Origin of the sequence: Mycobacterium farcinogenes, from assembly GCF_019739075.1 — a bacterium.
Classification (GTDB): Bacteria; Actinomycetota; Actinomycetes; order Mycobacteriales; family Mycobacteriaceae; genus Mycobacterium; species Mycobacterium senegalense.
Window position 1 is genome coordinate 462,408 of record NZ_CP081673.1, and the last position, 19,131, is coordinate 481,538.

20 protein-coding genes are annotated in these 19,131 nt (G+C 67.5%); 13 read left to right on the forward strand and 7 right to left on the reverse strand.

Annotated elements, in window-relative coordinates; translation table 11 throughout:
* Positions 1 to 6 precede the first annotated feature (6 nt).
* A complete protein-coding gene (locus K6L26_RS01970) occupies positions 7 to 2,856 on the forward strand; it encodes an MMPL/RND family transporter (protein WP_064895007.1) in 2,850 nt (949 codons plus the stop codon).
* Here the strand turns inward: K6L26_RS01970 and K6L26_RS01975 are convergent.
* Positions 2,789 to 3,238, reverse strand: a complete 450-nt coding sequence (locus K6L26_RS01975; RefSeq protein WP_064895009.1) for a VOC family protein — start codon at positions 3,236 to 3,238, stop codon at positions 2,789 to 2,791. The genes K6L26_RS01970 and K6L26_RS01975 overlap by 68 nt on opposite strands.
* A 21-nt stretch (positions 3,239 to 3,259) precedes the next feature.
* The gene (locus tag K6L26_RS01980; RefSeq protein WP_064895011.1) at positions 3,260 to 4,627 is read right to left on the reverse strand and encodes a cytochrome P450; all 1,368 of its coding nucleotides are present in this window, start codon (positions 4,625 to 4,627) and stop codon (positions 3,260 to 3,262) included.
* 125 nt (positions 4,628 to 4,752) lie between these two features.
* Here K6L26_RS01980 and K6L26_RS01985 point away from each other — a divergent pair, with 125 nt between their 5' ends.
* The 9 genes from K6L26_RS01985 to K6L26_RS02025 all read left to right on the forward strand — a co-directional run bounded on the left by K6L26_RS01985 (position 4,753) and on the right by K6L26_RS02025 (position 11,364).
* The gene (locus K6L26_RS01985) at positions 4,753 to 5,754 is read left to right on the forward strand and encodes an AAA family ATPase (protein ID WP_064895013.1); all 1,002 of its coding nucleotides are present in this window, start codon (positions 4,753 to 4,755) and stop codon (positions 5,752 to 5,754) included.
* A gap of 7 nt (positions 5,755 to 5,761) precedes the next feature.
* Positions 5,762 to 6,628, forward strand: a complete 867-nt coding sequence (locus K6L26_RS01990) for a DUF58 domain-containing protein (RefSeq protein WP_036392580.1) — start codon at positions 5,762 to 5,764, stop codon at positions 6,626 to 6,628.
* Positions 6,618 to 7,091 (forward strand): hypothetical protein, encoded by a 474-nt coding sequence (locus K6L26_RS01995; RefSeq protein ID WP_019347453.1) that lies wholly within the window; start codon positions 6,618 to 6,620, stop codon positions 7,089 to 7,091. Before K6L26_RS01990 ends, K6L26_RS01995 begins: the two co-directional genes overlap by 11 nt.
* A complete protein-coding gene (locus K6L26_RS02000) occupies positions 7,082 to 8,044 on the forward strand; it encodes a hypothetical protein (RefSeq protein WP_019347452.1) in 963 nt (320 codons plus the stop codon). Before K6L26_RS01995 ends, K6L26_RS02000 begins: the two co-directional genes overlap by 10 nt.
* Positions 8,041 to 8,949: a VWA domain-containing protein gene (locus K6L26_RS02005; RefSeq protein ID WP_064895015.1), complete on the forward strand. Its 909-nt coding sequence runs from the start codon at positions 8,041 to 8,043 to the stop codon at positions 8,947 to 8,949. The genes K6L26_RS02000 and K6L26_RS02005 overlap by 4 nt, the downstream gene beginning before the upstream one ends.
* Positions 8,946 to 9,632 carry a hypothetical protein gene (locus K6L26_RS02010; RefSeq protein WP_047037045.1) on the forward strand — a complete coding sequence of 229 codons (687 nt, stop codon included), beginning with the start codon at positions 8,946 to 8,948 and terminating at the stop codon, positions 9,630 to 9,632. Before K6L26_RS02005 ends, K6L26_RS02010 begins: the two co-directional genes overlap by 4 nt.
* A gap of 64 nt (positions 9,633 to 9,696) precedes the next feature.
* Entirely contained in the window at positions 9,697 to 10,296 is a 600-nt protein-coding gene (locus K6L26_RS02015; protein ID WP_036390794.1) for a TetR/AcrR family transcriptional regulator, read from the forward strand.
* A gap of 168 nt (positions 10,297 to 10,464) precedes the next feature.
* A complete protein-coding gene (locus K6L26_RS02020) occupies positions 10,465 to 10,905 on the forward strand; it encodes a hypothetical protein (protein WP_047037172.1) in 441 nt (146 codons plus the stop codon).
* 66 nt (positions 10,906 to 10,971) lie between these two features.
* Entirely contained in the window at positions 10,972 to 11,364 is a 393-nt protein-coding gene (locus K6L26_RS02025) for a hypothetical protein (RefSeq protein WP_019347063.1), read from the forward strand.
* Here the strand turns inward: K6L26_RS02025 and K6L26_RS02030 are convergent.
* Positions 11,343 to 11,753 carry a hypothetical protein gene (locus tag K6L26_RS02030; protein ID WP_234788397.1) on the reverse strand — a complete coding sequence of 137 codons (411 nt, stop codon included), beginning with the start codon at positions 11,751 to 11,753 and terminating at the stop codon, positions 11,343 to 11,345. The genes K6L26_RS02025 and K6L26_RS02030 overlap by 22 nt on opposite strands.
* A 319-nt stretch (positions 11,754 to 12,072) precedes the next feature.
* On the opposite strand from K6L26_RS02030, the gene K6L26_RS02035 reads away from it, so the two are divergent.
* Entirely contained in the window at positions 12,073 to 13,017 is a 945-nt protein-coding gene (locus K6L26_RS02035) for an alpha/beta hydrolase (protein WP_275084779.1), read from the forward strand.
* Here the strand turns inward: K6L26_RS02035 and K6L26_RS02040 are convergent.
* Both K6L26_RS02040 and K6L26_RS02045 read right to left on the reverse strand, forming a co-directional pair.
* On the reverse strand, positions 13,014 to 13,466 hold the full coding sequence (locus tag K6L26_RS02040) for a 6,7-dimethyl-8-ribityllumazine synthase (protein ID WP_019347066.1): 453 nt from the start codon (positions 13,464 to 13,466) through the stop codon (positions 13,014 to 13,016). The genes K6L26_RS02035 and K6L26_RS02040 overlap by 4 nt on opposite strands.
* Positions 13,467 to 13,475: 9 nt before the next feature.
* On the reverse strand, positions 13,476 to 14,237 hold the full coding sequence (locus K6L26_RS02045) for an alpha/beta hydrolase family protein (RefSeq protein WP_019347067.1): 762 nt from the start codon (positions 14,235 to 14,237) through the stop codon (positions 13,476 to 13,478).
* A 133-nt stretch (positions 14,238 to 14,370) separates the two neighbouring features.
* Here K6L26_RS02045 and K6L26_RS02050 point away from each other — a divergent pair, with 133 nt between their 5' ends.
* Positions 14,371 to 15,288, forward strand: a complete 918-nt coding sequence (locus tag K6L26_RS02050) for a mycobacterial-type methylenetetrahydrofolate reductase (RefSeq protein ID WP_275084780.1) — start codon at positions 14,371 to 14,373, stop codon at positions 15,286 to 15,288.
* A 71-nt stretch (positions 15,289 to 15,359) separates the two neighbouring features.
* Here the strand turns inward: K6L26_RS02050 and K6L26_RS02055 are convergent, their stop codons facing one another.
* On the reverse strand, positions 15,360 to 16,655 hold the full coding sequence (locus K6L26_RS02055; RefSeq protein ID WP_221851836.1) for an integrase core domain-containing protein: 1,296 nt from the start codon (positions 16,653 to 16,655) through the stop codon (positions 15,360 to 15,362).
* Positions 16,656 to 16,786: 131 nt separating this feature from the next.
* Between K6L26_RS02055 and K6L26_RS02060 the strand changes: the two genes are divergently transcribed.
* Entirely contained in the window at positions 16,787 to 18,388 is a 1,602-nt protein-coding gene (locus K6L26_RS02060; RefSeq protein WP_081288778.1) for an HNH endonuclease signature motif containing protein, read from the forward strand.
* A gap of 123 nt (positions 18,389 to 18,511) precedes the next feature.
* On the opposite strand, the gene K6L26_RS02065 is transcribed toward K6L26_RS02060, so the two are convergent.
* Positions 18,512 to 19,108: a TetR/AcrR family transcriptional regulator gene (locus K6L26_RS02065; protein ID WP_064894239.1), complete on the reverse strand. Its 597-nt coding sequence runs from the start codon at positions 19,106 to 19,108 to the stop codon at positions 18,512 to 18,514.
* Positions 19,109 to 19,131 lie beyond the last annotated feature (23 nt).

Below are 19,131 nucleotides of genomic sequence, written 5' to 3' on the forward strand. Positions count from 1 at the left end.
GGAGCGATGTTGGGGACGATCGCGCGGGCGGCAAGTAGATACGCACTGCTGGTCATGGCGGTGTGGGTGCTGTTGGCCGGCGTCGGCAACGTCGCGGTGCCTCAGCTCGAACACGTCGTGAAGGAGCAGTCCCGGGCGTTCTTCCCGACCGATTCGGGAGCCACGCAGGCAGCGCAACGGATGGGAAAGCTGTTCGGGGATTCCGACAGCAACAACATCGCCTACGTGGTCCTCGAAGCTGATCGGACACTGGGGGAGCCCGACCGGGCCTACTACCGCGCCCTGGCCGAGCGGCTCCGCACGCAGACTCCCGGCGTCGAGTCGGTGATGGACCTGTGGGACGACCCGGCTGCCGCCGCAGTGTTCGAGAGCCGAGACCACAAGGCGGCCTACCTGATGGCGCGGCTGTCCGGCCAACTCGGCAGCAGCACTGCCACCGAGGCCGTCGCTGCCCTGCGCGGGGCAGTCGATCTGACCGACCCGCCGGAGGGCCTGCGCACCCACGTCACCGGGCCGGGCGCCAGCCTGGTCGATGAATTCGCCGCTCTGGACGCGCAATTGGCGCGGATCACGGTGCTGACCGTGGGGATGATCGCCGCGCTGCTGTTGTTCGTCTACCGGTCGCCGATCACCGCAGCCGTACCGCTGGCATCGGTGGGGCTGTCGCTGGCGGTCGCGCGCCCCGTGGTCGCCCTGCTGGGTGAACACGGAGTGATCGAGGTGTCGGTGTTCTCAGTGGCATTGATGTCGGCGATGGTGCTGGGCGCCGGGACCGACTACGGCATCTTCCTCCTGGGCCGCTACCACGAGAACCGGCGCGCCGGCCTGGCGGCACCGGAGGCGCTGGCCGACGCTTATCGCCGGGTCGCGCCGGTCATCGCCGGGTCGTCCGCCACCATCGCCACGGCCCTGTTCTGCCTCACCTTCGCCAAGGTGAGCTTTCTGCGCAGCGCCGGGATACCCAGTGGGATAGGCATTCTCGCAGCCATGCTCGGGGCGCTGACCTTGACCCCGGCCATGATCGGCTGGTTCAGCCGGCGCGGGAGGGCCGAGCCCAGAGTCGCACGGATCAACCATCGGTGGCGCAGGATCGGCACCGCCGTCGCCCGGTGGCCGGGGCCGGTGCTGGTGACTGCCGCAGCCGTTCTCATCGTCTGCACGGTCCCACTGCTCGGCGCCAAGATCAGTTTCGCGGAGCTGTCCGCGCAGCCGGCCACCACCGATTCCAGCCGCGGCTACCAAGCGATGCACGGCCGCTTCCCGGACAACCGGCTGTTGCCCGAGATCGTGTCGATCCAGGCCGACCGCGATCTGCGGACCCCGGCCGGGCTGATCACCATCGAACGGGTCACCCGAAAGGTGCTGGAGGTGCGCGGGGTACGTACGGTGCAGTCGGCCAGCCGGCCCGCCGGAACCCCGGTGCGCCAGGGCACGCTGGCCTATCAGGCCGGCCAGATCGGCGAACAGCTCGACGGCACAGCACAATCCGCGCTCGACGGCATGTCCTCTGTCGACACCGTGACGGCCACCATCGGTCGACTCGACACCGCGCTCGACGGTATGCAACGTGGTTTGGCCGGTGCCGTCGACGGACTGAACCGGGTGGGGGCCGGGTCCCAGGACATCGGGGCGGGGATGTCCGGACTACAGGGCAACCTGCGGGAGGTCTCCGGATATGCCGATCCGCTGCGCCAGTTCGTCAACGGCAACCCCGACTGTGCGGCCAATCCCATCTGCGCCGCCGTGCAGAAAATCGTCAAGCCGCTCGACGATGCGGTCAGCGCGACCGGCACCCTGGCCGGCGGAGCAGGCGCGCTCAGAGACGGCGCCACCAGCGCCACCAACTCACTCGACGGCACGGCAGATGCAGTGGTGACCATGCGCGGGGCACTGTCCCAGCTGCGCGGCCTCACCTCGACCCTGCGCTCCAGCCTGGACACGGTCGGCCCGCAGATGCGGCAGATGACCGGCTACCTGTCCCAGCTCAGCTCCGACTTCGCCGGCAGTCCGGAGGGCGGGTTCTACCTGCCGCCAAGAACTTTCGACGATCCCGAGTATCGGCGGGTGATGGACATGATGTTCTCCCCGGACGGCCATGCCACCCGGCTGCTGGTCTACGGCGACGGCGAGTCCTGGGGCCAGGACGGCGCGGACCGCTCTGACGAGATCCGCGTCGCGGCGGCCGAGGCACTCAAGGACACTCCGCTGGCGGCCGGCGGCGTCGTCGACCTCACCGGGGTGGGCACCGCCACCGCCGAACTCATCGACTACGTGCAGCACGATTTCACCCTGCTCGTCCTCGCCACGCTCGTGCTCATCTTCGTGATCGTGGCCGGGATGCTGCGCAGCCCCGTCGCCGGGATCGTGGTACTGGCCACCGTCACGGTCTCCTACGCATCGGCGTTGGGCGCCAGCGTCGCCATCTGGCAGTTGGTGCTCGGCCAACCGCTGCATTGGGCGGTACCGGCGCTGGCGTTCATCGCCTTGGTCGCCGTCGGCGCCGATTACAACCTGCTGTTGGCCATGCGGTTGCGTGACGAGGCCGCCGCCGGAGTGCGGACCGCGACCATCCGCGCCTTCGCCGGGACCGGCAGCGTCGTCACCATCGCGGGAATCGTGTTCGGGCTGACCATGTTCGCCATGCTGGGCGCCAGTGTGGTGACGATCGCCCAGGTGGGTTCGACGATCGGGATCGGCTTGATGATCGACACCCTGGTGGTGCGGACGTTCGTGGTGCCGCCCATCGCCGTGTTGCTCGGCCGCTGGTTCTGGTGGCCGCGGCGGCCCCTCAGGTCGTCGCGCCGGTACCGGCGTGAACACCGCTCAGTAGCCCCGTCATTTGCCCCACCTCGATGAGGTAGCCGTCCGGATCCCGCATGTAGCAACGCACTTCGGCCTTTCGGTCGATGGGCGGGGTCAGGAACTCGGCTCCCTTGGCTCTCCATTCGCGGTAACACGCGTCGATGTCGGCCACCCGGATGTTCAGAAAGCTGGTCGCGGTGTGCGGATCGGTCGGCGGGTGCAGTGTCACGTCCGGTTTGTCGGGCGTGGGGCCGCCGCCGGGGTTCATGATCAGCCAGCCGTTGGCGAGCTTGACGATGCACGGGTCCTCGGCCATCACCACCTCACCGCCGAGCACGTCGCTGTAGAAGGCCCGCGATCGGGCCACGTCCGCGACGGTGAGGAAGTGGGTCAACAACAACCCGGTTTCGGGGGTCGGCAGGTCCTTGTTTTCCATCGGAAGTCCTCTCCGAGGTCGTCACCGGGCTGTCGCGGTCCACGACTGAGCAGCGGCCCGGCGCCGGGCGGTGAAGTCGAGGGTGAGCTGGTTGAGCGTCATGGGTAGCGGCTGGTCGGCTTCCACGCGCGGCGTAGACGTCAGCCGAAGGTCCAAGGCGTGCAACAGGTTCGCCAGCATGGTGCTGGTGGCCAGCAGCACCAGGTTGCGGCCCGGGCATTCGGCGGGGCCGGCGGAGAACGGCGCCAGCTGAGGCTGCTGTTGGGCCCGGCCGTCCAGCCAGATGTCCGGAACGAATTGGTGGGCGTACGGCAACAACGCTTCGTCGCGGTGGAAGGCCGGCACCACGATCATCAGGCCCGCGCCCTTGGCGATGGTGAACCGATCGGCACCCTCGCCCCAGGTGGTGTCAGAGGTGGTGTCGCGCAGGATCGCCGGAGTGGTCGGCCACAGCCGCACCGACTCCAGGACGGTTGCCCGCAGATAGGGCCGCAGTGCGGGCTGCCCTGGGTCGGCGGCTTCGTCGAGGGCACGCGCCAACGCGTCCGGATGGCCGGCCAGCAGGGCCAACGCCCGTATCGCAGCCTGGCCGGCCGCGTCGAATGCGAACAGCCACTGCGGCATCTGGCCGACGGGATCGACGGCACCGCGGGCCGGTGTCGCGGCCACCGCGTCGACCAACGTCCCAGGCTGGGGGTCCTCGGCGTACCGGTAGAGCTGGTCGAGGAACCGCGCCCGCCTGCGGTAGTGCGGCAACGACAGGAACGACCAGTTTCCGGCCTTGCGCAGGTGCATCAAATCGTCGGTGACCGACTCGTCGTCTCGGGCCCGGTCACCCAGGGTCAGGCGCCGAACCATGCGCCACCAACTCTTCATGTACATCGAGGAATCCAGACGGCCGTGCTCGGCGGCTTCGTCGACGAGCTTGCCGGACTCCTCGGCGATCACCTCGACGAATGAGCCCGCCAGGCGGTGCATCTGCGCGGCCGTGTCCAGCACCGCCTCGTTGAACGCCCGCCGCGGTTCGCGGATGGAGCCCTGGGAGATCAGCACACCGTGCGGTTGAAACCACTGCAGTGCCTTGCGTTTCTCGAGATTGGCGGGATGAAACGGAACCGGGGCCTCGTCCAGCACCCGTCCGACGTCCGCGGGGTCGAGCAGGACGATGATCCGACGGCCCGGGATCACCACCTCCACGGGGCCTCGGCCGAATCGGCGGCGCAGCTGGTGTATCCGCTTGACGGCGCGACTGTCGGCCTGAGTCCGTTCCAGCAGCCGAACCATCGGGCGACGTCGGGCCAGCACCCCGCTGGCGATCGAGGAGAACCCGAGGTCGGTCAATGTCGCGAGCGCGGCTGTGCCGGTGACTTCATGGCGTCGATAACCCATGGCAAACCAACTACCCGTGCCACCGAGGTTGAAACGCCGCGACCGCTGCGGCGCGCATGACATCGGCAAAGTCTGGGTACATCGACTGGGTCTGGGGAAGGGGGACGACCGACCGGAGAGGATCCATGACCGCACCGCGATTGCAGGCTGACCAGCGCGACGCCGCCGAAGCCCAGCGCATCGTCGGGGCGGTGACCTCGGCCTTCGCCACCCGTGTCGTCGGGCAGGAACACCTGCGGGAATCGATGTTGGTGGCGTTGCTGGCAGGCGGGCACCTGCTCTTGGAGAGCGTGCCCGGACTGGCCAAGACCACGGCGGCCCGGGTGGTGGCCGAGTCCATCGACGGTAGCTTCCGCCGCATCCAGTGCACGCCCGACTTGTTGCCCAGCGACATCATCGGCACCCAGATCTACGAAGCGGCCGGCAACTCCTTCGTCACCCAACTGGGCCCGGTGCACGCCAACATCGTGCTGCTCGACGAGATCAACCGCTCCAGCGCCAAGACCCAGAGCGCCATGCTCGAGGCGATGGAGGAACGCCAGACCACGATCGCCGGCGTCGAATATCCCATCCCGGAACCATTTCTCGTCATCGCCACCCAAAACCCGGTCGACCAGGAAGGCACCTACCCGCTGTCGGAGGCGCAGACCGACCGCTTCATGCTCAAGGAAATCGTGGGCTATCCCTCGATCGAGGACGAGGTCGAGATCGCTGCCCGGATGGACGCCGGCCTCTACGACCGCAACCACCGGGCGGCGCCCGTCGTCACCATCGACGACGTGCGCCGCGTGCAGGACATCGTGCGCAGGGTGTATCTGGACCGGGCTCTGGTCGAGTACGCCAGCCGGCTGGTGGCCGTCACCCGGGTCCCGGACCACCATCTGCCGGCCAACCTGGCTCGGGTGATCGAATACGGGGCCAGCCCCCGAGCCACTTTGGCGTTCTGCCGCACGGCTCGCGCCCTGGCAGTGCTGCGCGGCCGCGACCACGTGGTGCCCGACGACATCGCCCGACTGGCCCACCGGGTGTTGCGGCACCGGCTGATCCTGGGCTTCGAAGCCGCCACCGCGCGAATCACTCCCGACGTGGTCGTCGATGAGGTACTGCGCGCGGTCCAGGTGCCGTGAGGCCGTGATGGGCAGATACCTGGACTCCGCCAAGGCGTATGCCGGACGCGACATCGGGGGGTTGCTCGAAGGCGGACGTTACGCGCTGATCCACACCCGCAGCCTGGAATTCGACGAGCTGCGGCCCTATGTGCCGGGTGACGACGTGCGCGACATCGACTGGAAGGCCACCGCACGTTCCGGTCACACCCTGATCAAACGGTTCGTCTCAGAGAAGCACCACAAGGTGCTGGTGGTCGCCGATGCCGGACGCAACACCTGCGCGCAGGCGCCGTCAGGAGAACTGAAAAGGACGGTGGCCCTGCACTTGATCGGCGCGATCGGGTTGATGACGCTACCCCGATCCGACGAGATCGCCATGGTGCTCGGTGACCACCGTGGCAACGTGGATATTCGGCTGCGCCGAGGCGAGACGCACATCGAGAGCCTGCTGCACCGGTTCCACCACCACGCCACCGACCATCCCGGTCCCAGCGACATCCTGGTTCAGCTCGAGTGGGTGGCCCGCCATTACCGACACCGGCTGCTGATCTTCGTGGTGTCCGACGAGCCGGAGCTCAGCGACCGGTTGGCCGAGGTGCTGGGGTCGTTGACCGCCCGCCACGATGTGCTGTGGGCCCTGGTCAGCGACATGCCGGCGGTCAGCGCGCAACGGGGTGACGGTCGCAGCTACGAGGTGTCTGACGGCCGGACCATCCTGACCGGCCTGGACCACAGCGTCATCGAGGACTACCGGCGCGCCGAAGCGCAACGGCGCGAAGAACTTTCCGAGTTCCTCACCCTGCACCGGGTCCCGCATGCCCGGGTCACCGGCAGTATGCGGATCAGGGCGGCGCTGACCGCGATGACCGGGGTGTACGCCCGTGCCGGATGACCTGTTGCAGTACGTGATCGGCCCCACGCCCTACTCCTCGGTGTGGCTGTGGACCGCGATCGGCCTGACCCTGCTGTTGGGTGCGTGGTACGCGGGCGTCTTTGTGCTGACCTCGCGGCGACGCCCGGTCCGTGAGCTGCCGGTCCTCGGCGCCGCGCGGTCCGAATTGCTGCGCCGCCGGGCGGCCCGCGCGGTTCGCAACATCGGAAACCGTTACCGGTCAGGCGATCTCACCGCAGCGGGCGCCGGTGCCGCGCTCAGTGTCGAGCTACGCGAATTCCTGCATGCCGCGACGGGAGTACCGGCGCAGTACATGCAGGTCGACGCGATCGCCGACAGCGCCGCCGCACCCGCCGCGCCGATCCTCGCCGAGATCACCGATATTCAGTTCAACCACCGTTCGACGCTCGACGCCGGCACCGCCAGCGTCACAGCGGAGGAGTTGATCCGCGGATGGACCTGATCTGGTGGGCGGTGGCGATGGTTGGTTGCCTGGCGCTTGCCGGGTGCGTGGGCCTGGCCCTGTTGCCGAAGCCGTCGGTCGACCGGGACCAATTCATACCCCTGGCCAACACCCGGCGGCTGACCCGGCTGCCCGCATACGTTCGGACGGCGCGCCGGCGAACCGTGTCGGCCGTCGTCGCGATCGCGATGCTGGTGGTCGCTTTCGTGGCGTCGGCTCTGGTCGCGGCGCGCCCGACCGGCCTGCCGTCGTGGGGTCGCGCCACCGAGGTCGCAACCCCCGAGGACATCATGGTGTGCGTCGGCGGCCCACTGACCGATCCCGCGGTCAGCGCCACGCTGCGGTACTTCGCCGAGCGGGTCGGCTCCTTCGGCACCGAACGGATCGGCCTCTCCTCGGCGAACCGGCGTGTCATCCCACTCACCCGGGACTATCAATACGCCGCAGCACAATTCGCCGCATTCGGACAGCGGGAGGGGTCGCGACCCTTCGTGGCACCGGTGTCATACGTCGATTACGCAGTCAACGTCGAGGACGTGCTGGCCATGTGTCTGACCGGTTTCCCGTCCTTCTCGGAACCGTCGGCGCAGCGGCGGTCGATCATCTACGTCGGCCCCGAATCGTTGCCGCGTCCCGGTGAAGCGACCCCGCTGTTCAGCACGGATCGACTCCACGATTTGGCGGTAACGGCCGGTGTTCAGGTCAACGCGATCACGCCCGGTTCCGGCGACGGCGCTGCGGCCGACCTGGCCCGCAGCACGGGCGGCCTGTGGTTTTCCGATTCGGCCGATGTGGGAGCACATCTCGCCGAGATCCGGGACCACCCGCCCCAGGCCGGGTCCACCGGCGAGTCCGCGGACGTCCGATCTGCCGAAACCCCGGGGATCCCGGTGTTGCTCGCGCTGCTGGCGATGGTGGTGCTGTGGTGGTGGCCGGTGGTGATGCGGCCATGAGGCTGGAACCGGTCCTGCCGCCGCTGCTGGTCGCAGTGCTCGCGGCGGCGTTGCTCGTGGCTCGCGGGTTGACCTTCCGGCGAGTCCGGACGCAGGGCGGCGGCTGGCCCGCGGTGTGGCGCTGGTCGGCCCTCACCACGGCCGGGTTGTTGCTGCTCGTGGCCGCCCTCGGCCCGGTCGCCGGAAGTGCACGTGACGCGGTGCCCCGGCCGGCCGGCGATCGTGATCCCAACGTCTTTGTATTGCTGGACCGTTCACCGGATATGACGGGGTCACCGATCGCCGCCGCCCGCGACGACATCGCGGCGTTGATCGAACGCTATCCACAGGCGCGCGTCGCCCTGATCTCCTTCACCGACCGGCCGGCTGTGGACTGGCCGTTGTCGGCCGACACCTGGAGCCTGCGCCCGGTAGCGGCCGCGATGAACGCCGCGGCTGCGACCGGAGATTCTCCGGACGCCAACGTCGGTGCGGCCGCCAGCGTCCTGCGTTACCAGTTGATCAGTGCGATGCAGCAGTTTCCCCGTGCCCAGAACCTGGTGTTCTATCTCGGTGCCGGAGCCCCGGAATCGCAAGCACCGCAACGCGAATTCCAGCTCCCCGAAGATGCGGTCGACGGGGGCGCGGTGCTGGGATACGGCAGCGGCGGGGCGCAGGCGCTTCGTGGGGTCGCCGGCCAGATCGGCGTGCCGTTCGTGCCGCGCGACGATCCGGCGCCGCTGGCCGAGGTTCTTCCCGCCGGCCAGGACCGGGCACAGGAAGCCGCGGCCGAACCGGTAACCACCACCGTCGAGCTGTACTGGGTTTTTGCCGCGGTGGCCGCCCTGCTCATCGTGGTGGAGCTTTATCTGGTGCTGCGCGAGTTCCGTCGCAACCAGCCCATCGACATGGGGCCGGGATCATGAGCCCGGTGCGCCGTCGACTGCTGGTGTACTCGGCGCCGGTGGCGCTGGTGATCGTCGTCGTGATCGTCAAGCTGTTCTCGGTCGTGGCGGCCGGCAACTCGGCAGCCGCCGGCTTCGCCGACCGTGACGCCGGGGCTTTGGCCGAAGAGGTCGCGCAGCTTGAGCGGTTCAATGTCGTCGACCCCGCCAAGGCATCTTTCGCGGCAGGCGCTCTGGCCGTTCTTCAGGACCGGCTGGCCGACGCCGACCGGAACTTCGCTGAGGCGGCGGCCCGTTCGAGTGCGGCTGAATCATGCTCGGCCAGGGTCAATCTGGAGCTGGTACGAGAGACACGGGGTGACCGGGCGGCCGCGGCCTCCGACCACCGCAGCGCCCTGGGCTACTACCTGGCCGCACGAGAGGTGGTGGACCGGGCCCCCGACGGGTGCTTTGCCGGCAACGCCGACCCCGACGTGGATCGGCGCCACGTCCGCAACGACGCGCAGGCACGCTTGAACCGCAAGATCTCCGCAGCCGGCGCCGCCGTCCCGCCCAACGCGCCACCCCCGCCACCGCCGGCGCAGGCGCCGCCGCCGGGGCCGGCCGGCACAGCACCGACGCGACCGCCCAACCGGCTCGACCCCGCGTCAGGTGACCCGCTGGACCGGCTGCAACAGATTCTGCGCGATGCGGCCAGGGGATAGATTCGAGTCAGTCAGTGCGGTCGAGTCGGTTCGTCTGTCCCTGGGCTCAAGTGGAGGAGATGGAATGGCGGTGGCGGACGGGCTGTCTGCGCGGGAGGCGAAGCGCCTACAGACCCGTGAGCGGTTGATGGGTGCGGCGATCGCAGAGTTCAAGCGCGCGGGAATGGCCGAGGCGGATGTGGGCACCATCGTCACCGCGGCGGGCGTGGCACACGGCACGTTCTTCTTCCACTTCCCCACCAAGGAGCATGTGCTGCTGGAACTGGAGCAGCGCGAAGAGGTACGGATCGCCAAGCAGTACGGCCAATTCCTCAAGAAGCCGCACAGCTTGGAGGAAGGCTTGCGCGAGGCCATGCGGCTGGTGGTCGGCCTCGAACGCCGGCTCGGCGGGGTGCTGTTCAAAGACTTTCTGGCCCTGCACTTCTCACAGACGCGGCCGCCCGTGGGGGACGGCCAGGAACACCCGGTGATCACCGGTGTGGCTCGGGAGATCGAAGTGGCGCAGCAGCAGGGCGAGGTGGCCGCCGACGTGAACCCGTGGAACAGCGCGGTGTTCTTCCTGCTCGGCTTCTACGCGCTGTTGATCACGACCAACGATTGGCCCACCCGCGACGCCCTGCTGGATGACTACGTCGTCAGGACCATGCGCAGCCTGGCGCCCTAGGTCCCTGGCTCGCCGCGGATCCGGTTGTGTTGCGGAGATCTAACGATTCGGTGGTGTCTCGGGGTTGACGCTGCCGTAAGCAGCAAAGCCGTGGTTCAGTGGTAACCGATGACTGGTGCCTGCTCCCCGCGTCGCTGTCTCACCGCTGCGGTGACGGCGGGTGTCACGATGCTCGCGGTGGGTGTTCCGGCGGCCTCGGCCGCACCGTCCAGTGATGCCCGGGGGTATGTCGACTCCACCGCGCGCTGTGCGACCGCGGACGCGACCGTGTTGTTCGGCAGTACCGACGCGTCCCGGGTGGCGATCTGCTCGGTGTCGGGCGGCAAATACGAATACCGCGGGGTGCGGCTGCGCGACGGCGCCAAGTTGATCGTGCCCGCGACCCGCAACGACGACGGCGCGTTCCGCGTGGAGAACGCCGGGATCGAATACCTGGTGACCTCGAAGTCGCTGGTGCTCAGCGTGGGAGAGAAGGTGATCCGCGAGGAGGCGATGGTCGACTTCCATCGCCCGGGAGCGCCGGCCCCGGCGGCGGCGTCGCCCACGCCCACCACCCCGTTGCCGCCGCCGCTTGCCGCCGAAGTCGGCGGTAGCGGCGTGCGTCGCTGACCGGCTGAGCAGCGGGCTTGTGAGTTCAGTTGAACGCCCAAGCTGAAAATGATAATCATTAACGGCATGGAGCTCGACCGATTATGCCGGGGCACCACCTTGCTGACGGTTCCGCTCGTCGACGGTGCCGTCCAGGTGGGCATCGGCGGTGACTTTCCCACCACCACCCTCGCCGTCTCCGTGTCGGCCTCGTCGGTGCGGGTGCGCCGGCTCGACGGCAGGAGCCTGCAGGTTCACATCGTCGAGGACTGGCGGGATGCGGCCGAGCCCGGAGTGGCGACCCAGGTATTCGACGAGCCGGTCGAGGAACTGCTGCTCGAACGCCGCGGCGGAACCTGGATCCCGGCCTCGGCTACGCGCGGCCACGGCGTCGCCCTCGAGCGGTTCGTCGGCACGCTCACCCGCTTCGCGCTGGCAAAGCAGCGACGCGCCGTCGTTCAGGACGTGGGTGCGGCGTAGGTCTGCAGATACTGGGTCAGCGCCCGCTCGCCCTCGGTGAGGATCGCCCGGTCCGGCCCCCGTCCCGCATGGAAAGCCATCTCCAGCAGGCGATCGCCCATCTCGACAGCCACCATCGTCACCAAGGGATCGGTGCCCTCGGCCAAGAGACCCCAGTGCAACAGCGCACCGTGCAGGGCGTGGGCGAACTCGGTTCGGCGTGCCCGTGGGTCGGCGATCAGGCCGCTGGCCAGGCTGGTGTAGTGCAGGTCCACCAGGTGCGGATGGTTGCGCAGGTGCTCGTAGTGGAATTCGAAGATGCCGTGGGCGACCTCGGCCAGGCTGGTCGGTGCCAGTGCGGCCAGGATCGCCGCGCCTTCGGCGTCCCGCCGGTCGAGGTGATCGGCCACGATCTCCTGCAGGATCGCATCGCGGTTGGGGAAGAACTGATAGACCGTCGCGACCGGGACTTCGGCCCGTTGCGCGATGGCGCGGGTTGACGGCGTCTACGCCCCGGGTCTCCAGCAGTTCGAGCGCCGCGGCCCGGATGCGCTCGACACGGCGTCGGCTGCGTTCCTGGACGGGTTGGCGGCGCCGTAGTGGCTTGTGGGGGACCACCTCAGAATCGTCGCATATCGCTGACATGAGCCATGTTCACATTCTCGGTCGGCAGGGACATGTCCAGCGGTTTACCCCCTTCGGTTCCCTGCCGAAGTGGTCGGGTTCACAATGGGACGTTCAGTCCTGACCGCGCATTCGAAGGAAACCGTGTCCATACTTTCCACACCGATGCTGGCCGACGCCTTGGCGCGCTTGTTCTCCGCGGCCGTCAATCCGGCGCCCAAACCGGGCGTGCGGTTTCCCGAAATCCCGGGCCGCACAACGCTGACCGATATCCCGACCCGGCACGGACGAGTAGCCGCGACGGTGTACCACCCGCCGTCGGATGACGCGAAACCCGCCGTGTACGTGAACGTGCACGGCGGCGGTTTTGTCGTCGGGCATCGGGAACAGGACGACCCGTGGTGCCGTTATCTGGCGGCCAAGGCGAATGTCGTCGTGGTCAATGTCGATTACCTCTTGGCGCCGCACCGCAGGTTTCCCACTTCGGCCGAGCAGATCTATGACGTACTGGGCTGGGTCTCGGCGCCCGAGCGGGATTGGGATGGCAGCCGGTTGTGTGTCGGCGGCCAGAGCGCGGGCGGCAGCCTTTCCGCTGCGGCTTGTCGGCTGGCCCTCGAGCACGGCGGGCCGTCGATCGCATTGCAGGTTCTGCACTACCCGCCGCTGGATCTGGTGACCGCGACGAAGGACAAGCATTCCCCGCTGGGTGCCAAAGCCGTCATGAAGCCCTGGATGGGTGAGGTGTTCGACACCGCCTACATTCCCGAGCGGGCTCGGCGCAGTGACCGCCTGGCCTCCCCGGCCTGGGACACCAACGCCGACGGAATCGAAGGCATCGCCCCGGCGCTGATCGTCACCGCCGAGTACGACCGGCTGCGCGACGAGGCCTGGCGATACGCCCAGAAGCTCGACGCGGTCGGCTCACTGGCCGAGTATCACGAAGTGCCCGGCGTCGACCACGGCTACAACATCATGAGTGACGACGTCGAGGTCACGCGCAGGGTCTACGACCACATCGCCGGACACGTTCGCCGCGCGACGGGCAATTAGTCCAACGAACTGTGCAGGGCCAGCGTCGCCGCGACGGCGTTGGCCGCCTCGGCACCTTTCTTGACGAAGTGCTTCGTGAAGTAGTCGACATGCTCGTCGTGCTCGTGGAAATGGTGCGGAGTGAGCACGACCGAGAACACCGGAACGTCGGTGTCGAGTTGCACCCGCATCAGCCCGTCGATCACCGCGGTGGCCACGAAGTCGTGGCGGTAGATGCCGCCGTCGACGACGAGCCCGGCCGCCACGATCGCCCGGTACCGCCCGGTGAGCGCCAGACGCTTTGCGGTGAGCGGGATTTCGAAGGCGCCGGGCACTTCGAAGAACTCGAGGGACGCATCGGCGAATCCATGGGTGCCGATCTGCTGGGTGAACCCCTCGCGCGCCTTGTCGACGATGTTGCGATGCCAGGTGGCTTGCACGAACGCGATCTGAGTGGCTGCGTCAGACATGTGCTGACGCTATCGCACGTCGAGGTAGGCGTCGGCCCAGGCGCCGATGATCCGGCCGGCGCGCTTGGCCTGCCCGGGCCCGGTGAGCAGGTGTTCGGAACCTTCCAGCGAGACGAAGCTGCGGGGGTGGCGGGCGGCCCAGAAGATGTCGCTCGCGTTCTTGATGCCGACGGTGTTGTCGGTCGGGGAGTGCAGGATGAGCAACGGCAGTTTGAGGCCTTTGATCTTGTCCAGCAGCTCGGTGGCCCGGACATCCTCGACGAAGGCCCGCTTGAGTGTCAGCGTCTTCCCGCCCACCATCCATTGGCCGCTACCTTCGGCGCAGACCTGGTCGATCACCGCGTCGTACTGGCGCTCGACGTGTGTGGGGTCGAACGGCGCACCGACGGTCACCACGGCTCGCACGCCGGGGGACCGCCGCGCCGCGGCGATCACCGCCGCACCACCCCAGGAATGTCCGATCAGAAGGTCGGGCGGCGTGCCGCGCTCGGCCATGAACGTGCAGGCCGCAATGATGTCGTTGACCTTGACGGTGAACGAGCCGTCACCCCAGTCGCCTTCGGAGTCGCCCAGGCCCAGCGCATCGAAGCGCAACATCCCGATGCCGTCGGCGGCCAGCTGCTTGCAGATCCGGGAGGCGGCCGGCGAGTCCTTACCGAGGGTGAAACCGTGCGAGAACACGCCCCAGCCTCGGACCGGCCCGTCCGGCCGATCGATGACGCCCGCCAGCGTGGGGCCGGTCGAACTGGGGAATGTGACACGCTCAGCCATGCAGGTGGTCTACCACGGGGGCGAGCGGCGCCGGGTGTTGACGGAGGTACCTGTGTGGTCGCCGGCCTGGCTCCGTAGGGTGGATGGACCGGCCTCATGGTCAATGCCGCCCAGGACGCCGTGTCTGAATGTAATGAGAGTGTGGAGCAATCAGGTGCCTCTGAACACCATCGCGCTGGAACTTGTCCCGCCCACCCTTGACCGCGGTGTGCAGTACCCCGTTGAAGAGGCGCGAAAAGTGCTCGCCTTGGCAGCTGAGACCGGCATCGAAGGCCGGATCCGCCACGTGATGATCCCCGGGATGATCGATGAGGACGACGACCGTCCGATCGAGATGAAGCCGCGGATGGATGTCCTGGACTACTGGAACATCCTCCGGCCCGAGCTGCCCGGCATGCGTGGTCTGTGCACGCAGGTCACCTCGTTCCTGGACTCCGAGGCGCTGGGCAAGCGCCTCGACGACCTCAGCGGCGCTGGATTCGAAGGCATCGCCTTCGTCGGCGTGCCCCGCACCATGAAAGACGGTGAGGGCGAGGGCGTCGCCCCCACCGATGCCCTGTCGATCTATGAGGACGTGGTCCCCAACCGGGGCGCCATCCTCATCCCCACCCGTGAGGGCGAGCAGGGCCGGTTCAACTTCAAGTGCGACAAGGGCGCGACGTACGGCATGACCCAGCTGCTGTACTCCGACGCCATCGTCGAGTTCCTCACCGAACTCGCCAAGACCACCGACCATCGCCCGGAGATTCTGCTGTCTTTCGGGTTCGTGCCGAAGATGGAGACCAAGGTCGGTCTGATCAACTGGCTCATCCAGGACCCGGGCAACGAGGCGGTGGCCGCTGAGCAGGCATTCGTCACCGACCTGGCCCAGCGGGAGCCCGCGGACAAGCGCCGCCTGATGCTCGACCTCTACAAGCGGGTCATCGACGGGGTGGCCGAGCTCGGTTTCCCGTTGAGCATCCACTTCGAGGCCGCCTACGGGGTGTCGAAGCCGGCCTTCGAGACCTTCGCCGAGATGTTGGAGTACTGGTCGCCAGACCGAATCGGCTAGTTCTCGTGGCCTGTGATGTATCAGGACATCGGTGACTGTTCTGCATCAGGACTTCGGTGACAGTTGGTGTATCAGGACTTCGGTGACGGTTGTGGGGTTCTGGGGCGGGTTCCTGGTGGTCGGCCGTTGCCGACGTATCGGATGCCGGGTGCGGGTCGGGTGTGCTCAGCAAGGACCTCGCCTTGCAGGTCGGTGATGATGATCGCGTCGCCGGTGTTGTTGCCGGTGCTGACGACGAGGACCGGTTGGAATGCGAGGTCGACGTCGAGCTTGTATTGCACGCGGTCCAGGCCGATGGTGCCCGATGTGGTCACGGTTCTGACTTGTGCGCCGGCGGGCAGGTCAGCGGGCAGCTGCGGCCGGAGGCGTTGGTGGCGGCGCGGGGCGGGTTTCTCGAAGAGTGGCCGGTCCGGTTTGGGTCGGGGTGGATCAGCTTTTGGGGTCGCTTCCCACGCGGTCAGCGGGGTGACACGCCCGGGCAGTCCTTGGTGGGGACGTTCGGTGTTGTAGATGCGGTCGAATTCGTCGACCTGGGCTTGCAGTTCGTCGAGCGTCTCGGCCAGCGGCTGTTTGTCGAGGTAGCGGAACAGGGTCTGGTGGAAGCGTTCGTTTTTGCCCTGGGTGGTCGGCTTGTAGGGCTTGCCGGTGATCGCCTCCACACCCAGTCGAGACACGTGTGCGACGAGTTGGCCGTTGTACCCACGTCGTGACGGGTTCAGCGCGGCCCCGTTGTCAGAGAGCAGTCGCTGCGGGACGCCGTGTGCGTTAATTGCCTTGTCCACCAATGTGATTGCGGCTTCAGCAGTCTCACTCCAGGCGACATGGGAGGCGACCGCGTAGCGGGAGTGATCGTCGATAAGCTGGAAGATCACACACTTGCGGCCGCCGCTGAGCACGTACTCGGTGGCGTCCAGTTGCCAGCACGCGTTCGGGGCCGGATACACGAACCGTCGCCATGCCGAGCGGGGCTTTTTCTTCGGCTCCGCACGAGCCACGCCCGCCTCGCGGAAGATGCGCGCCAGCGACGCTGTGGACGGGACCTGCTGCAGGCCCATCGTGCGCATCTTGTCGTACACACTGACCGGCCCGTGATCCAGACCGGACTGCTCAAGTGCGGCACGAACCTTGATGGCCTGATCCTTGACCCCATCGCTCAATGTCGACGGGCTGGACTTCGGCCGTCGGGTCCTCGGTTCGAGCACTGCGGCCGGTCCGTCGGCCTTGGCGCGATTCCGCAAGACGTAAAACGACTTGCGGGAGATGCCGTGTTCGGCGCAGAACGTCGACACCGCTCCGCGGGGTGCGTCATCAGGCCACTGCGAGATCGCAAGGCGAACACGAGGATCGATGGGTTCATTACCAGCCACCGCCAGAGCGTGGCCCCAGAAGTGTCACCACCAAGACCACCGGAACTGTCACCGATGTCCTGATGCGGAACTGTCACCGATGTCCTGAGAGATAACACTAGTTCTCGTGGCCGCAACTTGTCGGTGGTCGAATGTATGTTCGAACCATGCAGGCGGGGGCGGTTCAAGCGGTGGCGGGGTTGCGGGCCGCTCTCGCCGCGTTCGCCGCGTGTGACTTCGGTTGCCTGACCCGCGCTGAACTGCTGGCGGTGCTCGACGAGTACGAGGCGTTGACCTGCCAACTGCCTTCCGCGCTGCATCGGCTGCTGGCGCAATTGCAGGCCGAGTCCACGCCTCGTGAGTTGGGCGCCAAGTCGTGGAACGAGGTGTTGCGTGTCCGCTGGCGGCTGTCCGGCGCTGAGGCCGGCCGGCGGTTGGGTGAGGCCGCTGAGTCGGGCCCGCGGCGTTCGTTGACCGGCCAACCGCTGCCACCGGCGCTGCCGGTGGTCGCTGCCGCGGTGGGGGCTGGCTTGATTAATCCCGATCACGTCAAGGTGCTGCGTGAGGCGGTCAAGGGGTTGCCCGGGTTCGTCGACCGGGTGACCCGGGAGCAGTTCGAAGCCGACCTGGTGCGGGTCGCGGTCGGGGTGGGGCCCAGAGAACTCAAAGACACCGCCGAGTTGCGGTTGTTTCTGCTCGATCAGGACGGACCCGAACCCGACGACACCGAACGGGCCCGCAAACGCGGGCTGTCCACCGGCAAGCAGGGCCGTGATGCGATGACGGCGCTCACGGGCACCCTGACCCCGGAAGCTGCTGCAGTGTGGGAAGTGCTGTTCGCCAAGTTCGCCGCCCCGGGCATGTGCAACCCCGATGATGACCAGCCCTGCACGTGCGGCACCCCCACCCAAGCTCAGATCGACAATGATCACCGCAGCCTGGCCCAACGCCGACACGACGCGCTCCTGGTGGTCGGACGCATCGCGTTGATGACGGATCTGGGTCAGCTCAACGGGTTGCCGGTGTCGGTGATCGTGCGCACCACGTTGCGAGACCTCGAATCGCGCGCCGGAATCGGGGTAACCGGTGGGGGCACCAAGATTCCGATCGGGGACCTCATCCGCATGGGCGCCCATGCCAGTCACTACTTGGCTGTCTTCGATCAGGCCACCGGATCGGCACTGAATCTCTTCCGAGCTCGGCGTATCGCGAGCCCCGCCCAACGCGTCGTACTCATCGCCCGCGACGGGGGGTGCACCAAACCGGGCTGCACCGTGGGCGCCTACGGCTGTCAAGCCCACCATGCCACCGCCGACTGGGCCGACGGCGGCAACACCAATGTCGACGAGATGACCCTGGCCTGCGGGCCGCACAACCGCCTGGTCCACAGCGACGGCGGCTACAGCACCACCATCGACGAACACGGCGAGGTTGAATGGCATCCCCCACCGGGGCTCGACCACGGCCAAAATCGGATCAACTACCACCACCGCCCCGAACTCCTACTCGCCCCACCCGATGACGGCCCCGAACCCGAATGGGACCTTGAACCCGACTGGGAGCTGCAGCCTGACTTCGAGCCCGAGTCCGAGCCCGAGCTCGAGCCGGAGTGGTTCCCGGAATGGGACATGAAACCCGAGTTTGAGTGGGACCTGGACTGGGACAACGACTTCGGCCATCCCGCGCCGGCCCCGCCCGACTGGATCCTGCTCGACGCCACCGACCTCACCGGCAAGGAAGTGCGCGGGCCCTAACTGCGCCTATCGCGGTGGCGACGCGAATCTGCGTGCCCGGGATGATCGTGCGGAAGCTGATAACCATCGAGTGTCGGTATAGCGGTAGGACCGTCCCCTCTGCACAGGCAAGCAGGCTGTCTATCAACCCAGCGCTTCTACGCGAGCGGCGAGTGTGGCCGTCCATTCCTTCAGGTATTCGTCATCGGACGCGGCTGCTGTCGGACGGCGGAACAGGTTGGCGGCGAAGCGTTCTCCGAGAAGGCTGTTGATGCCGAGTGAAGCCAGTACTCGTGTCTCCTCGGAAGATCGGTTCGGCGCCCAGACGTTGATCCAGCCGTGCAGTTCGTCGCACAGCCCGTCGACGAGTGCGGCGTATGCGGTGTCCAGTCGATCAGACATCCCGGCCGGGGTGCGGGCCGCGACCTGGAGCAACTCGGTTTCCTGATCGATCACGGTGAGCAGGTAGCGACCCAGCACCGTCAGTTCGCTGTGTAAGTCCCCGAGTCCGGCGAACAGGGCGCGGATGTCCTGCATGGCCGAGCGACGATCCAACTGACGGTCGATGCCGGCCGAGAGGAGGGCGTCCTTGGATTTGAAGTGGCGGTACAGCGCTCCCGATCCAGCGGACAACCCCGCTGCAGCTTCGATCTGAGACACGCTGGTGGCTTCGAAACCCTTGTCGCTGAACAGCTTCATCGCCTCGGTGACCAGCCGTTCCCGGGTCGATCCGGCCGACATCGTTGACCTCCTGAAAGTGATCA

Bases quoted from the DNA above. Each gene is read 5' to 3' on its own strand.
- K6L26_RS01970 (WP_064895007.1), top strand. From the start codon at position 7: ATGTTGGGGACGATCGCGCGGGCGGCAAGTAGATACGCACTGCTGGTC.
- K6L26_RS01975 (WP_064895009.1), bottom strand. From the start codon at position 3,238: ATGGAAAACAAGGACCTGCCGACCCCCGAAACCGGGTTGTTGTTGACC.
- K6L26_RS01980 (WP_064895011.1), bottom strand. From the start codon at position 4,627: ATGGGTTATCGACGCCATGAAGTCACCGGCACAGCCGCGCTCGCGACA.
- K6L26_RS01985 (WP_064895013.1), top strand. From the start codon at position 4,753: ATGACCGCACCGCGATTGCAGGCTGACCAGCGCGACGCCGCCGAAGCC.
- K6L26_RS01990 (WP_036392580.1), top strand. From the start codon at position 5,762: ATGGGCAGATACCTGGACTCCGCCAAGGCGTATGCCGGACGCGACATC.
- K6L26_RS02000 (WP_019347452.1), top strand. From the start codon at position 7,082: ATGGACCTGATCTGGTGGGCGGTGGCGATGGTTGGTTGCCTGGCGCTT.
- K6L26_RS02005 (WP_064895015.1), top strand. From the start codon at position 8,041: ATGAGGCTGGAACCGGTCCTGCCGCCGCTGCTGGTCGCAGTGCTCGCG.
- K6L26_RS02010 (WP_047037045.1), top strand. From the start codon at position 8,946: ATGAGCCCGGTGCGCCGTCGACTGCTGGTGTACTCGGCGCCGGTGGCG.
- K6L26_RS02015 (WP_036390794.1), top strand. From the start codon at position 9,697: ATGGCGGTGGCGGACGGGCTGTCTGCGCGGGAGGCGAAGCGCCTACAG.
- K6L26_RS02020 (WP_047037172.1), top strand. From the start codon at position 10,465: ATGCTCGCGGTGGGTGTTCCGGCGGCCTCGGCCGCACCGTCCAGTGAT.
- K6L26_RS02025 (WP_019347063.1), top strand. From the start codon at position 10,972: ATGGAGCTCGACCGATTATGCCGGGGCACCACCTTGCTGACGGTTCCG.
- K6L26_RS02035 (WP_275084779.1), top strand. From the start codon at position 12,073: ATGGGACGTTCAGTCCTGACCGCGCATTCGAAGGAAACCGTGTCCATA.
- K6L26_RS02040 (WP_019347066.1), bottom strand. From the start codon at position 13,466: ATGTCTGACGCAGCCACTCAGATCGCGTTCGTGCAAGCCACCTGGCAT.
- K6L26_RS02045 (WP_019347067.1), bottom strand. From the start codon at position 14,237: ATGGCTGAGCGTGTCACATTCCCCAGTTCGACCGGCCCCACGCTGGCG.
- K6L26_RS02050 (WP_275084780.1), top strand. From the start codon at position 14,371: ATGAGAGTGTGGAGCAATCAGGTGCCTCTGAACACCATCGCGCTGGAA.
- K6L26_RS02060 (WP_081288778.1), top strand. From the start codon at position 16,787: ATGTATGTTCGAACCATGCAGGCGGGGGCGGTTCAAGCGGTGGCGGGG.
- K6L26_RS02065 (WP_064894239.1), bottom strand. From the start codon at position 19,108: ATGTCGGCCGGATCGACCCGGGAACGGCTGGTCACCGAGGCGATGAAG.